At 63.8% G+C, this 15913-nt stretch carries 16 protein-coding genes; 6 read left to right on the top strand and 10 right to left on the bottom strand.

What is annotated here, in order from left to right:
- Positions 1-10: 10 nt before the first annotated feature.
- Positions 11-2668, bottom strand: a complete 2658-nt coding sequence (clpB, locus tag MU551_RS02830) for an ATP-dependent chaperone ClpB (protein WP_247040640.1) — start codon at positions 2666-2668, stop codon at positions 11-13.
- Positions 2669-2773: 105 nt separating this feature from the next.
- The gene (locus tag MU551_RS02825; RefSeq protein WP_247040639.1) at positions 2774-3805 is read right to left on the bottom strand and encodes a PHP domain-containing protein; all 1032 of its coding nucleotides are present in this window, start codon (positions 3803-3805) and stop codon (positions 2774-2776) included.
- Between the two features lie 190 nt (positions 3806-3995).
- Here MU551_RS02825 and MU551_RS02820 point away from each other — a divergent pair, with 190 nt between their 5' ends.
- Together MU551_RS02820 and MU551_RS02815 are read left to right on the top strand one after the other, a co-directional pair.
- Positions 3996-4664: a PadR family transcriptional regulator gene (locus tag MU551_RS02820; protein ID WP_247040638.1), complete on the top strand. Its 669-nt coding sequence runs from the start codon at positions 3996-3998 to the stop codon at positions 4662-4664.
- 87 nt (positions 4665-4751) lie between these two features.
- Positions 4752-5237 carry a carboxymuconolactone decarboxylase family protein gene (locus MU551_RS02815; protein ID WP_247040637.1) on the top strand — a complete coding sequence of 162 codons (486 nt, stop codon included), beginning with the start codon at positions 4752-4754 and terminating at the stop codon, positions 5235-5237.
- A 9-nt stretch (positions 5238-5246) separates the two neighbouring features.
- On the opposite strand, the gene MU551_RS02810 is transcribed toward MU551_RS02815, so the two are convergent.
- The 4 genes from MU551_RS02810 to MU551_RS02795 are packed head-to-tail and all read right to left on the bottom strand — an operon-like array spanning position 5247 to position 8440.
- The gene (locus MU551_RS02810; RefSeq protein WP_247040636.1) at positions 5247-6305 is read right to left on the bottom strand and encodes a sulfate/molybdate ABC transporter ATP-binding protein; all 1059 of its coding nucleotides are present in this window, start codon (positions 6303-6305) and stop codon (positions 5247-5249) included.
- Positions 6302-7186, bottom strand: a complete 885-nt coding sequence (locus MU551_RS02805; protein ID WP_247040635.1) for an ABC transporter permease — start codon at positions 7184-7186, stop codon at positions 6302-6304. Before MU551_RS02805 ends, MU551_RS02810 begins: the two co-directional genes overlap by 4 nt.
- A 4-nt stretch (positions 7187-7190) precedes the next feature.
- Positions 7191-8033 carry a molybdate ABC transporter substrate-binding protein gene (gene modA, locus MU551_RS02800; RefSeq protein ID WP_247040634.1) on the bottom strand — a complete coding sequence of 281 codons (843 nt, stop codon included), beginning with the start codon at positions 8031-8033 and terminating at the stop codon, positions 7191-7193.
- Positions 8030-8440 (bottom strand): TOBE domain-containing protein, encoded by a 411-nt coding sequence (locus tag MU551_RS02795; RefSeq protein ID WP_247040633.1) that lies wholly within the window; start codon positions 8438-8440, stop codon positions 8030-8032. The genes modA and MU551_RS02795 overlap by 4 nt, the downstream gene beginning before the upstream one ends.
- 115 nt (positions 8441-8555) lie before the next feature.
- Between MU551_RS02795 and MU551_RS02790 the strand changes: the two genes are divergently transcribed.
- Together MU551_RS02790 and MU551_RS02785 are read left to right on the top strand one after the other, a co-directional pair.
- The gene (locus MU551_RS02790) at positions 8556-9428 is read left to right on the top strand and encodes a DUF4031 domain-containing protein (protein WP_247040632.1); all 873 of its coding nucleotides are present in this window, start codon (positions 8556-8558) and stop codon (positions 9426-9428) included.
- Positions 9429-9445: 17 nt separating this feature from the next.
- The gene (locus tag MU551_RS02785; protein WP_247040631.1) at positions 9446-9805 is read left to right on the top strand and encodes a hypothetical protein; all 360 of its coding nucleotides are present in this window, start codon (positions 9446-9448) and stop codon (positions 9803-9805) included.
- A gap of 33 nt (positions 9806-9838) precedes the next feature.
- On the opposite strand, the gene xylB is transcribed toward MU551_RS02785, so the two are convergent.
- Together xylB and xylA are read right to left on the bottom strand one after the other, a co-directional pair.
- Entirely contained in the window at positions 9839-11242 is a 1404-nt protein-coding gene (xylB, locus tag MU551_RS02780) for a xylulokinase (RefSeq protein WP_247040630.1), read from the bottom strand.
- A 76-nt stretch (positions 11243-11318) separates the two neighbouring features.
- Complete coding sequence (gene xylA / locus MU551_RS02775; protein ID WP_247040629.1) at positions 11319-12506, bottom strand: xylose isomerase; 1188 nt, start codon at positions 12504-12506, stop codon at positions 11319-11321.
- 112 nt (positions 12507-12618) lie between these two features.
- Between xylA and MU551_RS02770 the strand changes: the two genes are divergently transcribed.
- The gene (locus tag MU551_RS02770) at positions 12619-13830 is read left to right on the top strand and encodes an ROK family transcriptional regulator (RefSeq protein ID WP_247040628.1); all 1212 of its coding nucleotides are present in this window, start codon (positions 12619-12621) and stop codon (positions 13828-13830) included.
- A 100-nt stretch (positions 13831-13930) separates the two neighbouring features.
- Here MU551_RS02770 and MU551_RS02765 read toward each other — a convergent pair whose 3' ends face one another.
- Together MU551_RS02765 and MU551_RS02760 are read right to left on the bottom strand one after the other, a co-directional pair.
- Positions 13931-14458 (bottom strand): hypothetical protein, encoded by a 528-nt coding sequence (locus tag MU551_RS02765; RefSeq protein WP_247040627.1) that lies wholly within the window; start codon positions 14456-14458, stop codon positions 13931-13933.
- Between the two features lie 103 nt (positions 14459-14561).
- A complete protein-coding gene (locus MU551_RS02760) occupies positions 14562-14807 on the bottom strand; it encodes a hypothetical protein (RefSeq protein ID WP_247040626.1) in 246 nt (81 codons plus the stop codon).
- A 91-nt stretch (positions 14808-14898) separates the two neighbouring features.
- Here MU551_RS02760 and MU551_RS02755 point away from each other — a divergent pair, with 91 nt between their 5' ends.
- Positions 14899-15900 carry a winged helix-turn-helix domain-containing protein gene (locus tag MU551_RS02755; protein WP_247040625.1) on the top strand — a complete coding sequence of 334 codons (1002 nt, stop codon included), beginning with the start codon at positions 14899-14901 and terminating at the stop codon, positions 15898-15900.
- Positions 15901-15913: the final 13 nt, after the last annotated feature.

Genomic DNA, 15913 nt, shown 5'->3' with positions numbered 1-15913 from the left:
CCTCGCCTGGCTAGTCCTTCCGGCGGACCGACAGACCGCTCCCTACGAGCTCCCTGCCGTCGTTCATGCCTGCTGACATCAGGCCCTCGACCGTGAGTTCGTCGACGTCAGCGGCCGTATCCACCAGGACAGTGTCGCCGTCGGCGATCTCCCCGGCGAGTATCGCCTTGGCCAGCCGGTCCCCGATCTCGCGCTGCACCAGGCGCCGCAATGGGCGGGCGCCATAAGCAAGGTCAAACCCGGACATCGCCAGCCAGGCGCGCGCGCCATCGGTTACTTCCAGAGTCAGCCGGCGCCCATGCAGCCGCGCTGCCAGCTCGTTCACCTGAAGCTCCACGATCTTCGCCAGCTCCTCCACAGTCAGGGCGTCGAAGAGCACCACCTCGTCAAGCCGGTTAAGGAACTCGGGCTTGAAGGACGCGTTCACCGAAGCCATCACGGCATTGCGCTTCGCGTTCGCATCCAGGGTCTGATCCACCAGGAACTGGCTGCCGAGGTTGGACGTCAGTACCAGGATCACGTTCCGGAAGTCCACCGTGCGGCCCTGGCCGTCGGTCAGCCGACCGTCGTCGAGCACCTGCAGGAGGATATCGAAGACCTCAGGGTGAGCCTTCTCCACCTCATCCAGGAGGATCACGGAGTACGGACGACGGCGGACGGCTTCAGTCAGCTGACCGCCTTCCTCATAACCCACGTAACCGGGAGGGGCACCCACCAGCCGCGCTACGGAGTGCTTCTCCGAGTACTCGGACATGTCGATCCGGACCATGGCCCGTTCGTCGTCGAACAGGAAGTCCGCAAGGGCCTTCGCAAGTTCCGTCTTACCCACACCGGTGGGCCCAAGGAAGAGGAACGAACCCGTGGGCCGGTTGGGGTCGCTGATGCCTGCACGGGCACGCCGAACAGCATCCGAGACGGCAGCGACCGCCTTGGTTTGACCGATAAGCCTCGCTCCCAGCACCTGCTCCATGTTCAGCAGCTTCTGGCTTTCGCCTTGCAGCATCCGCCCTGCAGGGATCCCGGTCCAGGCGGAAATGACTTCAGCGATGTCATCCGCTGTGACCTCCTCGGCCACCATCTGGTTGGACTTGTCCGTCACGGCCGCCTCGGCCTCGGCGGCGGCGTTCAGCTCACGCTCCAAGGCAGGAATCTCACCGTAAAGCACGCGCGACGCCGTCTCCAGGTCACCTTCCCGCTGAGCCTTGTCCGCGGCAGACCGCAGCTCGTCCAGCTTGGCCTTGAGGTCGCCCACCCGGTTGAGGCCCGCCTTCTCCGCTTCCCAGCGCGCGTTCAGCGCATCGAGCTGTTCCTTCTTGTTGGCCATGTCCGCGCGGAGGGCAGCCAGGCGTTCCAGGGAAGCTGCATCGGTTTCGCCGCTGAGGGCCAGCTCCTCCATGGTGAGCCGGTCCACCTGGCGCCGCAGCTGGTCGATTTCCTCCGGGGCGGAGTCAATTTCCATCCGCAACCGGGACGCGGCTTCGTCCACAAGGTCGATCGCCTTGTCCGGCAGCTGCCGCCCGGAAATGTACCGGTGGGACAACGTGGCTGCAGCCACCAGGGCGGAGTCGGCAATGGCGACCTTGTGGTGCGCCTCGTAGCGCTCCTTGAGCCCGCGAAGGATGCCGATGGTGTCATCCACGCTCGGCTCCCCCACGTAGACCTGCTGGAAGCGACGTTCGAGCGCCGGGTCCTTCTCGATGTTCTCGCGGTATTCGTCAAGGGTGGTGGCCCCGATCAGGCGCAGCTCGCCGCGGGCAAGCATGGGCTTGAGCATGTTGCCCGCGTCCATGGAGCTGTCGCCCGTTGCTCCTGCGCCCACCACGGTGTGGATCTCGTCGATGAAGGTGACGATCTGTCCCTCGGAGTTCTTGATCTCCTCCAGGACAGCCTTCAGACGCTCCTCAAATTCCCCGCGGTATTTAGCCCCGGCCACCATGGAGGCCAGGTCCAGGGCGATCAGGCTTTTGCCTCGAAGACTTTCCGGGACGTCGCCTGCCACAATCCGCTGCGCAAGGCCTTCGACGACGGCTGTCTTGCCTACGCCGGGTTCACCGATGATGACGGGGTTGTTCTTGGTACGGCGGCTCAGGACCTGGATGATGCGGCGGATCTCCGAATCGCGCCCGATGACGGGATCCAGCTTGCCTGCCCTAGCCATGTCCGTCAGGTCCGTTCCGTACTTTTCCAGTGACTGGAAGGTGTTTTCCGGGTTCTCAGTGGTGACCTTCCGCTCCCCCCGCAGTCCCGGCAAGGCGGCGAGCAGCGCTTCATGGGAGGCACCGGCGTCGCGCAGTAACCTTGCTGCGGCGTCGTTGCCCGCAGAGATCCCGAGCAGCAGGACTTCGGTGGAGATGTGGGTATCCCCAAGCTTGTCCGCCTCGTTCTTGGCGTTCTGGATAGCCTGCAGAGCGGGCCGGGACAGTTGGGCCTGCTGGGTGGAAGATCCCGATGAAGCGGGGAGTGCCCTGATGGCCGAGCTCGCCTGGACGCTGACAGCATCGACGTCGGCACCGGTGGCGCGCAGGAGTGCGACGGCCACACCCTCGCGCTGGTCCATGAGCGCCTTGAGCAGGTGGGCCGGTTCCACCTGGGGATTTCCTGCCGTGGAGGCATTCATGGCTGCTGCCGAAAGAGCCTCCTGGCTCTTGATGGTGAATTTGGCGTCCAAAGAGGGCTCCTTTCGGGAAGATTTTCTAAGTTGAGTGTACTACGCTCAACTTTTGGTACCGGTGGTGTGGGTGCCACTTTTTGCCGTGGGCGAACAGCTGTATTTTCAGCGCTTCCGCCGCGTCCACTCAAGGAGTTTTTCCAGAGGCCAGGTGGTGACGATCCTCTCTGCCGGCACCTCATTCAGCACAGCACGCTCAGCGCCGTACTGGAGAAAATCGAGCTGGCCGGGGGCATGCGCGTCACTGTCGATGCTGAAGAGGCATCCGGCGTCGAGTGCGAGTTGGATCAGGTTGTCCGGTGGGTCCTGGCGCTCCGGACGGGAGTTGATTTCGACCGCGACGTCGTTCTCCACGCACGCTGCGAACACCTTTTCGGCGTCGAACTCTGATTCCGGACGTGTGCCCCTGGAACCGGTCACAAGCCGGCCGGTGCAGTGGCCAAGGACATTCGTGTGGGGATCCCTGATGCCTCCCAGCATTCTCCGGGTCATGGTGTGCTTGTCCGAGCGAAGCTTCGAATGCACGCTCGCCACCACGACGTCGAGCGTGTCCAGCATGCCGGCCTCCTGGTCCAGAGTGCCATCCTCCAGAATGTCCACTTCGATGCCGGTCAGGAGCCGGAACCCGTCGGACTGTTCGCTCTCGCTTTGTTCATTGATGAGGGCCACCACGTCCAGCTGCTTTGCCAGGCGTTCCGCCGTGAGCCCGTTGGCAACTTTGAGATTGGGCGAATGATCCGTCAGTGCCAGGTATTCATGGCCGAGTATCCGTGCCGTGTCCGCCATGACCTCAATGGGGGAGCCGCCGTCGGACCAGTCACTATGACTGTGAAGGTCGCCACGGAGGGCTTTCCGCAACCCTTGGCCGCCCTGGACGAGAGGCTTGGCCGCACTGCGCAGCTTCTCCAGATAATCAGGCACCTGGCCTTCCAGCGCCTGCCTGATGACCTCGAACGTCCTGTCTCCGATTCCACCCATTTTCCTGAGCCGGCCCGTCCGGACTCCCTCAGCCAACTGGTCCTCCCCCATGCCCTGGATGGTCTCCGCTGCATTCCGGAACGCCTTCACCTTGAAAGTGGGGGCGAGGTCACGCTCGAGCCAGAAAGCAATCTCATTGAGTGCGTCAGCGGCGTCCATTTCTCCATCTTGCACGAAGTTCCCCTGTTCGCGCAGGGCCCCGCAGCCTTGATTGCAATCGGCATGGGGGTTTCATCACCCACTCAAAGATTTTGCTTGACCGGCGATAGTTACCGATATATCGTTAAGTATCGCCGAAGCATCGGCGATACTCTGAAAAGAGATCACCAGATGGAAGGACGATGCCGTTATGAAAGGCATTCACGACAGCAAATTTGGAAACCCCGAAGAAGCAGGACAAGCGGGTCAAGAAGGACAGGTGGGTCATATGGGGCAAGTACTAGGACGCTTCGGGCGGGGCAGGAGCCGACGCGGACCCCATGGACATGGTGGCTTCGGACCCGGCGGATTCGGCCCGGGCGGCCGTGGCTTCGGTCCCGGCTTTGGGCCTGGCTTCGGCCCCGGTTTTGGTCCCGGGGGTTCACGGCGGGCCAACAGGGGGGACGTTCGTTCGGCGATCCTCTCCCTCCTCGCCGAAGCGCCATCCAACGGATACGGGCTGATCAAGACGATCGCGGAGAAGACTTCAGGAACCTGGCGCCCCAGCCCGGGCTCCGTCTACCCGACTTTGCAGCAGCTGGTTGATGAGGAGCTGATTACCCCGGTTGGAGAAGGCCGGCGCACGGAATTCACGCTCACTGATGAGGGCAGGGCCTATGTGGCAGAGAACGCCGAGGAGCTCGACAACGCCTGGAACTCTGACCCTAAGGGCACCGGTCCCGCGTTCCACCAAAGCGTAGGAAAGCTGATGGGAGTCATCCACCAGTTCCGCTTCTCAGCGACTGAGGAGCAACGCAATGCGGCCATCGAGAAGATCGATGAAACCCGTCGGGCGCTCTATCACATCCTTGCGGACTGATCCGCGAGATTTGGTGGGGGGCAGTGCCAGCGGGTCGTCATGGACATGCCGGCTTTCCGTCGGCAATCCTGACCTATTCTGGGAGACATGAACCAGAGCCCGCCTGACGATACCCCTACAAAACATGTCTTCATCGACAAGCAGCATCCCCCGCTCTGGCGGGCGCTGAATGGACTGGGTCTGAAGGTGCGGGAGGCTGCCGAGGAGGCCGGAATCAGCCGCCTCCTCGTCGAATTGCTCTATGTCCGCATCTCCCAACTCAACGGCTGCGCCTTCTGCCTCGATATGCATGTAAGCAATGCGTTGAAGGAAGGCGAGACCACTCAGCGACTCGCGGTGCTTTCGGCCTGGCGGGAAACCGACCTCTTCACGGAGCAGGAAAGTGCTGCGCTTGCCCTGGCCGAATCGGTCACGGAACTCCCTGATGCGGCCACCCGCGAACGCGAGGAAGAGTCCGCCCGCCAACACCTGAGTGATGAAGAGTTCTCGGTTGTGACCTGGCTGGCCATCACCATGAACGCCTTCAACCGGGTGTCCATCGTCAGCCATCATCCGATCCAGGACGACGCCTGACATCAGGCCTCAGGCAGGATAGACAGCCACTGCTGCCGCCTTGGTCACGAAGTACACCTTCATCCCCGGCACCAGCCCGAGGTCCGCGACGGCTGCCGGCGTAATGTCGGCCGCCAGCTGACCGCGCATCCCGGCACGCACACGGATCTGGTCACCGTGGGGCTCAAGGTCCGTTACGGTCACCGCCATGGAGTTCCGTGGGCTGCCGTGGGCCTCGCTAAGGAATACCGAAACGGCCGACGGCGGGAAGGCAGCCACGCCGTCCTGCCCGGGCTCCAGGCCGTCGTCGTGCTGGCCTGAAAAGTGCACGCCTTCCGCAGTGGTGATGCCGTCCTCAGTGACGGTTCCGGCCAGGAGGTTCAGCCCGGCCAGCCCGGCCGCGAACCGGCTCCGCGGCCGCTGGAGCACCTGGCGTGTTGGGCCTTCTTCGGTGATCTTGCCGTTCTCCAGGACAATGACGCGGTCAGCCAGCATCAGCGCGTCGAGGACATCGTGGGTGATGATGATGGCGCTCCGGCCGGCGAGTACATGTTTAAGCAGGCGCCGGAGCAAGGGAGCGGCGTGGATATCCAGCGCGGCAAGCGGCTCGTCCAGCAGCAGCAGTTCGGGACTGGCCGCCAGTGCCCTTGCTACAGCAACCCGCTGCGCCTGCCCGCCGGACAGCTCACCCGGCCGCCTCTGAGCCAGGCCTCCTGCTTCGACGGCGTCCAGCCACTCCCGCGCCGTGTTCCGGGCGGAGGTCCTGCTGGCTCCGCTGCTGCCTGGACCGAAGGCGACATTCTCCAGGGCGCTCAGGTGCGGGAAGAGCAGCGGATCCTGGGCCAGGAGCGCGGTCCCCCGGCGGTGCGGCGCCAGCCAGGTGTGTCCGCCGTCGAGGACTTCAAAAAGAACCTTGCCGCCCAGCACGGATCTTCCCGAATCCGGATGGAGCAGGCCCGCGATCAGATCCAGCAACGTGGACTTCCCCGCTCCGTTGGGTCCCATCACAGCCACCGTTTCCCCCGGCCCCACGGTGAGGGAGACGTCGAAGTTGCGCTCGCGGACAGCGGCGTTGAACGTGAACGTCACCGGAGGCTCCCGCCGGTGAGAGCCGGCGTCGGGGTTTCCCTAATCGTCCCGCTGCCGCCTGTCCCGCCAAGGAAACCGCGACGACGATAGGAAAGCCCAACCACCGTGACCGCAACGGCCACGAGGACCAGTGAAAGGGCGACGGCGGCATCGGCGTCCGCTTCCCGTTGCAGGTAGATTTCAAGCGGCAAAGTCCTGGTTACCCCCTCGAGGCTCCCGGCGAAAGTCAGGGTGGCACCGAATTCGCCGAGGCTGCGGGCGAAGGAAAGGACTGCACCGGAGACCAGGCCGGGCAGGACCAGGGGCAACGTCACCCGGCGAAGCACGGTGGTGGGGCGGGCCCCGAGGGTGGCGGCCACGGCTTCGAACCGGCCGCCGGCTGAGCGGAGGGACCCCTCAAGGCTCACCACCAGGAACGGCAAGGCCACAAATGTCTGCGCGAGGACCACCGCGGTAGTGGAAAACGCGATCTGCAGGCCCAGCACTTCGAGCGTTCCACCAAGCAGGCCCTGCCGCCCGAAGGTATAGAGCAGGGCGATGCCGCCAACCACCGGCGGAAGAACCAGGGGCAAGAGGACAAACGCGCGCAGGAGCTGCTGGCCGGGGAAGCGTCCTCTTGCCAGAACGAGGGCAAGCGGAACACCCAGGCAAACGCACAGCACTGTGCTCGCTACGGACGTTCGGAGACTGAGGCCAAGGGCGGCGAGAGAGGATTCGGAGCTAATCAGCGGAAGGAACTGGGGCCAGTTGACTCTGGCCAGCATCGCCACGAGCGGCAGTATGACCAGCAGCGCACCCGCGATGGCTACTGCGTAAATCCACGAAGGTATGCCGCTGTAGGCGGCGGAACGGCTCACCGGGGCCGGCTTGCTGGGGCGCATGACGCTAGTCCCCCCGGGCCGCACCGAAGCCGGCAGCGGACAATATCCGCTGCCCTTCGCTGCCGCTGACCATGGCAATGAACTCGTCCGTCAATTCTGTCTTCCCCGCCGACTTCAAGGCCGCGATCGGGTAGGTATTGACGGCTGCTGATGCTTCAGGGAAAGGAATACCCTGAACCTTGCTCCCGGCGGCCAGGACATCGGTCACGTAGACAAGGCCGGCGTCGGCTTCCCCGGAGCCAACCTTTCCCAGCACGTCCGTGACCGACGATTCTTCGCTCACGGGCTTCAGCTCCACTCCGGCGGACCGTGCAACTGCTTTGGCTGCCGCGCCGCAGGGAACCTGGGGGGCGCAGACCACCACCTTCACACCGGGCCTGCCGAGATCCCCGAAGGACCGGATCGACGCCGGATTGGCAGGCGGGACGGCGATGGCCAGGGTGTTGCTGGCGAAGTCCTTGGCGCTGCCGTTGACCATGCCTGCGTCTGCTACTTTGGCCATGTTCCGGGCGTCTGCAGAGGCAAAGACGTCAGCGGGTGCACCCTGGATAATCTGCGTTGCAAGGTCCGAGGAGCCCGCGAAACTGAGGACCACCTTGGCTCCAGGGTGCTGACTTTCGAAGCGGCCTGCCAGCTCGGTGAAGCTCCCCTTCAGGGAGGCGGCAGCAAACACCGTGACAGTCTGAGATCCGGACTCGCTGGTACTTCCGCAGCCGGAAAGCCCGACGCCGATCGCCACAATCAGGCCAACCGCCGCCAGTTGCGCCGCGGGCCGGCGCGCCCGGTTCCGGCGGCCGCTCAAGCCACGTCTATCGCGGCTCAAGCCACGCCGAGTGCGCCCGGTCATGCTACGGACTTGCCCTGAGGCGTCTCGATAATGACGGTGGTGGCTTTGACCACCGCCGTGGCTACCGAGCCGAGTTCCAGCCCAAGTTCCCGGACGGCTTCGCTGCTCATCAGGGAGACCACACGGAAGGGACCGCACTGCAGCTCCACTTGCGCCATGACTTTGTCCATCGTGATGCCGGTGACCAGCCCTACAAACCTGTTCCGGGCCGAGCTGCCAACTTTGGTCGGGTCATCGGGGAGCTGGGACTGGTCCTTGGCGAGCCTGGCCAGCTCCAGCCCATCCACGGCCAGGCGTCCGGACTGGTCCTTCACCGGGGTCAGCGTTCCGTTTTCGGTCCAGCGGCGGACGGTATCGTCACTGACACCCAGGAATCTGGCAGCTTCGGCAACGCGGATCATCGGCATGAGTCCAGCATAATCCTCAGATGCGGAGTACGGGGCCTTTTTTCTCCGCAAATGTCACTCCTGACTGCCGAAGGCCGGCTGGTCGGCCCCTGCCCCGGGCCACTAGACTTCCTCCATGGCCATCTACCTGGATCCGCCGCTGTGGCCGGCACACGGAACGCACTTCTCGCACCTCATTTCGGATACCTCCCTTGAGGAGCTGCACGCCTTTACGGCCAAGGCCGGCATCCCGCAGCGGGCGTTCGACGGCGACCACTACGACGTTTCCGAAACGCGCTATGCCGCCTTGGTAGAGGCCGGTGCCATTCCCGTGGAAGCCCGGATCCTGGTCCGCAAACTGATCGCCAGCGGCCTCCGCATCCCGGCACGATTGCGGAACAAGTCCCTCAAAGTCCCGCTCCTGAACCGCTGGAACGCCGTACTCCCCGGCCATGATGCGCTGTTCCTTGATCTGCTGGACCGCTGGGGCGAAGAGCACCGGAAGTACCACGGGCGCACCCATCTCCTGACCGTGCTCGAGGCGCTTGACGTGCTCACTGAACCGGAGGAACCACCCTGGACCGTTGCCCTGGCTGCCTGGTTCCATGACGCCGTCTACCACGGGATAGCGGGCCAGGACGAGGAGGATTCGGCCATCCTGGCAGAGGAGCGCCTTCACGACGCCGGGCTTCCCTCTGCCGATATCGCGGAAGTGGCGCGGCTGGTGCGCATGACTGCTGACCACCGGCCGGAGCGGGGAGACCGCGACGGCGCCCTCCTGTCGGATGCTGATCTTTCAATTCTCGGCGGGGAACCGGAGGAATATGGCCGGTACGTCAGCGCCGTCCGGCAGGAATACGGGCACATCGGTGATGCCGACTTCGCCGCCGGGAGGGCCGCCGTCGTGCGTCACTTGCTTGCCCTTGATCCGCTGTTCCACACGCGGCACGCACGGGACTTGTGGATGGAAGCAGCGCATCGGAACCTTGCCGGCGAGTTGTCAGGCTAGAAGGAATCGAGGCAGGGATGTTGGCACCTTTTGTTCACGAGGCGGTTCTAGCGGTGAGTGGAAATTCCGACGACGCCGCCCCCGGCGCCGCTGTGACCCTCGAGTTGTGCGGCAGCCTCGAACATCCCCCGCCATGCCCTCTGGCCCCGCACAACACCAGGGCGGAGCGGACCGGTGGTGCGCTGACGGTGCGTGTTGTCTTCGCCACGCAGCCCGAAAACGAAGAGCAGGTGCGCAAAAGGATAGAGAAGGCGCTGCGGGCGGGAACGATCAGCAGGCCGGATGGTACCGCCGCCCACTGGGACTTCCTGGAGAGCGCAGCAGCCACGCTTAGTCCCTCTGAGGCCGCCCTGGCCGGACGTCTCGCAGGGGCCTGAGTGCCTGCCAAAGTAGTCCTGAGGAGAGGAGTCTTAGATCGCGCTGGCAGCAGCAGCGCTATACCGTTCAAGGACCTCCGGCGTCGGCTCTGCGTTAACCGTGATGGCTCCTTCGGCTTCCCAAACAGGGAGTGCTCCAAGCAGGATGCCCGCGGCCTGACGCGCAGCGCCGTCGGCCACGTACTCCCCCGGTTCAGGAACTGTAACCGGCAGACCGAAAACTCCTGCCAGGATCTGCTGCAATGCGAGTGACCGTGCTCCGCCGCCGACGAGGATGACCCGCTCCGCCGTGATTCCCAGATCAGTGAGGGCCTTCAATCCGTCAGCCAGGGAGCAGGCAACGCCCTCGATGGCCGCCCGGGCCACGTTTGCGGGTGTGAAGTTGGCGAGGGTCAGGCCATGCAGGGAACCGCTGGCATCGGGCAGATTAGGCGTCCGCTCCCCCTCGAAGTAGGGAACCAATGTCAGACCCCGGGCCCCGGCGGGGGCGGTCAGGGCAAGCCGGGAGAGCTCCGCCAAGTCCACGGACAGCACAGCAGCCGTGGCATCAAATACACGCGAGGCATTGAGCGTGCAGACGAGGGGAAGAAAAGCCCCTGTTGCGTCCGCGAATCCCGCAACCAGCCCTGTTGGGTCAGCGGAGGGCCGGCTGGCGATGGCAAAAACGGTCCCCGACGTCCCGACCGACACCACAACATCACCCAACCGGGCGTTCACTCCGAGCGCCGCCCCGGCATTGTCGCCGGCTCCCGCGCCGATCAGAATGCCCGACGGCGTTTTCAGCTCCGCGCCCAGCGGACCGAGGACCTCCGGAAGCACCGGGACGTGACCCAAAGTCCGTTCCAGGACCTCGGGCAGGTATGACCCGGTGGCTGGGGACCAGTAGCCGGTGCCGGACGCATCTGACCGGTCTGTCCGCAGGGCAGCGAGTCCCTCCGCGCCGCTTCCGGGCCCGAACCCGGCCAGGCGCCAGCTCAGCCAGTCATGCGGAAGGCAGACAGCTGCGGTGCGGGCAGCGTTCTCCGGCTCGTTTTGGGAAAGCCACAAGAGCTTGGTGGCGGTGAGCGACGCCACCGGGACCGTCCCGGTGGCGTCCGCCCAGTATCCAGGGCCGCCAGGCGCCTCACTGATCAGGAGCTCGGCCGCAGCTGCCGAGCGTGTGTCGTTCCACAGCAGCGCGGGCCGGACTATTGCGCCGTCGGCATCAAGACAGACCATGCCGTGCTGCTGCCCTGCGACCGAAATGGCCGAGACATCGTCCAGTCCGCCGCCGGCCTCGATCGCCTCCTGCAGCGCACTCCACCAGGCTTCCGGGTCCACTTCCGTTCCTTCCGGATGCCGGGCCTGCCCTTGGCGCACCAGAACTCCTGATTCGGCATCGCGGATGACGATCTTGCAGGACTGGGTGGAGCTATCAATTCCGGCGACCAAGGGCATTGCTGGGCTCTTTCAGAGGAGGGTTAGTGAAGCGGGTAGTTCAGCGGGCGCTGATTGTCAGCGGGCACCCTGATTGTCAGCGGGCACCGAGGAGATGCTCAATGGCCAGCTGGTTGAGCCGGACAAAGGCGAAGGAGCGCTCGGCGGCCTTGTCGGCGTCGAACTCCGCGAAGGCAGAAGGATCGGCCAGCAGATCGGCCGCGGACTCGCCGGCGGCCAGCGTAGGCTCCCCGAGCTCGAACACACCGGAGGTTTTCAGTGCTTCCTGGACCTCGGCGTCGGCGCGGAAGGCGAGAGCGCGTTCCTTGAGCAGGAGGTACATGGCCATGTTTGCCTTGGCCGATTCCCACACTCCGTCGTAGCCGTCGGTGCGGGAGGGCTTATAGTCGAAGTGGCGAGGGCCGTCGTACTTTGGCCCGCCGTTGGGGAACCCGTTCTCCAGCAGGTCCACGGTGAAGAATGCGCTGGTGAGGTCACCGTGGCCGAAGACGAGGTCCTGGTCGTACTTGATGCCGCGCTGGCCGTTCAGGTCGATGTGGAAAAGCTTTCCGGCCCACAGTGCCTGGGCGATGCCGTGGGTGAAGTTCAGTCCTGCCATCTGCTCGTGGCCGGTCTCCGGGTTGAGGCCAACGATGTCGCCGTGCTCGAGCTGCGCGATGAAGGCCAGCCCGTGGCCAACGGTGGGGAGGAAGATGTCGCCGCGGGGCTCGTTGGGCTTGGGCTCCAGCGCGATCCGCAGTCCGTAGCCCTTCTCCTTGATGTAGCCGGCGGCCGTGTCCACGCCTTCCTTCATGCGGTCCAGGGCTGCTGAGAGGTCCTTGGACCCGTCGTATTCGCTGCCTTCGCGGCCGCCCCACATCACGAACGTCTCGGCGCCCATTTCGGCGGCAAGGTCAATGTTGGCGAGCACCTTACTCAGGGCAAACCTGCGAACTGCGCGGTCATTGGACGTGAACCCGCCGTCCTTGAACACAGGGTGGCTGAACAGGTTGGTGGTCATCATGGGGACCTTCAGGCCTGTCTCGGCCAGGGCTGCCCGGAAGTTCTTCAGGATCAGCTCGCGTTCAGAGGCACTGGCATCAAACGGGATCAGGTCATTGTCATGGAACGTGATGCCGTAGGCGCCTGCCTCGCTGAGGCGGTGGACTGCCTCCACGGGATCCAAGGCAGCACGGGTGGGCTGGCCAAAGGGGTCTGCGCCGGTCCAGCCGACCGTCCAAAGTCCGAAGGTAAAGCGGTCCTCAGGTGTGGGATGTGTTGACAATTCAGGCACCTCATTGGGCTGGTAGGAGAAAAAACGCAATTAGTTTTCGTTCTGAACTATAGGTGGCATGATCAACTAAGGTCAATGGTCTGCGAAGAATCCAAGGAGTGAAATGTCGACGGCACACCTGGAAGACAGACCCACGCCCGGGCGGGTGGGCGATGTGCGCAAGCAGAACCTCGCACTGGTGCTACGGAACGTTCACCCAAACGTCCAGACAACCAGGGCCCAGCTGGCGGCCGAAACGGGCCTGACCAAGGCTTCTGTTTCCAGCCTCGTGGCCGACCTCCTGGACGCAGGGCTCCTGACGGAGGTGGGAATCACCCGCGACGGCGAGAGGGGAAGGCCCGGCGTGGGGCTGGCACTCAATCCTCTACGTGGCGCGCTTGGGGCTGAGGTGAACGTCGATTACCTGGGAGTTGGCGTGGTGGACCTGAACGGCAATCTCCATTTTCAGGAAACCACTGAGCGTCACAACAGCGGAAGCAGCCCGGAGGAAGTCCTCGGGGCACTCCGGCTGATGACCAAACGCGCGGCTGATGCCGCCTCTGATGCAGGCATTGTCCTCCTTGGCGGAGGCTTAGCCGTTCCTGGCCTTGTTGACGCTGACAGGAACTATGTGTCCACCGCCCCGAACCTGGGGTGGACCGGCGTCGAACTTTCCGGAGAGCTTGGAGCCCTGCTCCCCCATAGCCCGTTCGGGGTCACACTTTCCAACGAGGCCAACAGTGCAGCCCTGGCGGAACTTTGGTACGGGCAGGGAGTCTCCTTCCGCGCGTATCTGTATATCTCGGGAGAAGTGGGCGTCGGTGGTGGCCTCATCATCGATTCGCAGCTTTTCACCGGTCCTGCAGGCCATGCAGGCGAAATCGGACACTCCGTGGTTCAGCCAAAAGGACCAAAGTGCACCTGTGGCGGCCACGGCTGCCTGGAAACATTCGCAGGCCAGGAAGCCATCTTCTCGGCTTCGGGCATCGGTGATGGGCCCACAGGACACCGGATGGCACAGTTGCTAACAGCTCTGGCTGCAGGTGACCCGCGCCCCTTAGCGGCGGTCGAGGAGGCCGGCTACTATCTGGGTGTGGCGACGGCCACCACCGCCAGGCTCATGAACGTGGCTGCCGTGGTGCTGGGCGGCCATTTTTCTCTGCTCGAGGAATGGATCAGGCCGGCCCTGCAGCAGAGCGTGGACGAGTTTGCGCCGGGAGTTGTAGCGCCGGACGCCGTCGCGTTTTCCGCCCTGCGGCAGACTGCCGCGCTGATGGGCGCCGCGGGGAGCAGCCTGCGCAGGGCTCTGGCAAACCCTCAGGAGCTTGTTCCGTAGACCTGCCTCCCGCAAACGTCAGCCAGGGCGCGGAATTCGATGGCGGGGAATTTGCCATGAAATCAGATCGGATTGGTTTCACAGCAGTGCAGGGCATAAATCAAACCCTCGTGGCAAAATCTAACTTCCTCTTTCTCGGGGGTCTAAGTTTTGCTTTTTCCAAGCTGAGAAATGAGACGCCTTTCTCACCGGGGAGAAAACAGATCGAAAACGTCCACCCCGCCTGCTGGAAGTTGTACCAGAGATAAACATGATTGGGGCCGGATACATGATCGAGCGTTGGCTGGCCAAACAAGGCGAGAGCTTCCTTCACCGTGGTATTAAAGCTCAAGTCATAGGGCAAGGTGTCCTGATAGCGAGAGAAACCGCTATCGTTATGATCGCTAAAGACCTGCATAGACCCGAAGATCATCTCGCCATCTTCTTTTGCCGGTCCCCAAAATTTCTCAAAGCCCGACCTGGATTCGAAAACCAGCGAAATGCCCGTGTCGATTTGATTGATTCTTTCGACGGGGCTACCGAGAAATTTTGGTCGTCTCGAAATGCCACTTGCGGTCAGAAATTTGTCGAACTCGATGTTCTGCGCTGGAAATCCCAGATATTGCTGAAGCTCTGTAATTTTCATCATTCCCCTATTTTCCTGCTCTAGCTTTCTTTCTGGCCACGACGTGAAGAAGTTGTCGGCGACAAAGTGCAGGCGCCTGCGTCTCGTACACGCGGGGCCCGAATGCTCAGAAGTAACGGATGTTGCCGCCGGCTCGGTGGAACTTCACCCGGTCGTGCTCGCGTCGCTCCCGAAGACGGGCATCCATAAGGACTGCCTCGCGAAGGATGGAGAGTAGGGAAGCACCGATCTTCCGCAGCAGCCTTGCGCGGGGACCCTGAACACGTGAGGCGAGGCAGTTCACTGATTGGACCGGGGCGGCGAGACGGCGGCTGGCAGGACGGAGGGACGCGCTGTGGGTGTTTGTGCTCATGTCCCCAGCGTGAGCCGTTCCCGGAATTCACGCCACGATTCGGTCCAGCCCGAATCGTGGCGCATCCTGACCCGGGGAATACAGTGAAGAGATGCAGATCGCGCTCGGCACAGAGGACCTTACGAAGGTCCGTTTCCTCATCTCGCCCCTCTGGGAAACGGTCGCGAGCATCGAAGCGTTGCAGAAGAGGACCCCTATCCATCGCCCCTGGATCGAGATGGCGAAGGAGCGCATCGCCGCATCCCCAGACTCCCGGGCGTACGAACACCTCCGCATCCTCTCCGCACTCGTGATGCCAGACGGATACATCGCCGACTCACTGACCCCGACTCAGCCACGGCAGGACAGCTTCGCGGAGTCCCTAGATGCCATCCGGGCCATCCCTACGGAATTATGGGAGCGTGATCTCCGCCATCTAGCGGACCTGACGGTCGGGAGCCCGACACGCCGCACCATCGACGAGCTCCTGAACGACATCGACGCCGCAGTCTCGCGGATCCTCGCAGCCCTCGAATGGTACTGGGCCACCGCCGTCGAGCCCTTCTGGCCCCGGCTGCGCTCGGTGCTGCTGGCCGACGTTGACTCCCGGCTGGAACAGCTGGCCCGGGACGGCATCCAGGAGGTCTTCAAGACCCTGCATCCGAGAGTGCGCCCCAACAGCACCGGCCTGGAGATCATGCGAGGCGTCACCTGCTGCCACTACGCGAACAACGTCCCGGAACCCGGAATGGGCCTCATACTCGTCCCGAACGCCTTCGTCTGGCCGGACACCATGGTCCTGAACGTACAACCCTTCGTCCCCACCATCACCTACGCCCCGCGCGGCGTCGGGCGCCTCTGGGAAACTGTGCGGGAAACCTCCGAATCCCCCGTCTCCGCCCTGCTGGGGCGCACCCGCGCGCAGATCCTGGCGCAACTGGACGTCCCCATGACAACCACTCAACTCGCCTGCGCCCTGGACCTCGCAGCCGCGACCGTCAGCGGTCATCTCAGGGTGCTCTCCGGGAGCGGCCTCGCGGAGTCGCTTCGCTCCGGCCGTGAGGTCTTCTACCAGCGGGGCGAACTGGGAGACGCCCTGCTCTCCCGGGCCTGAACCATCGGCCACC

The organism is Arthrobacter rhizosphaerae (assembly GCF_023062595.1).
GTDB classification, from domain to species: Bacteria; Actinomycetota; Actinomycetes; order Actinomycetales; family Micrococcaceae; genus Arthrobacter; species Arthrobacter rhizosphaerae.
This window is presented reverse-complemented; position numbering and strand designations above follow the sequence as displayed.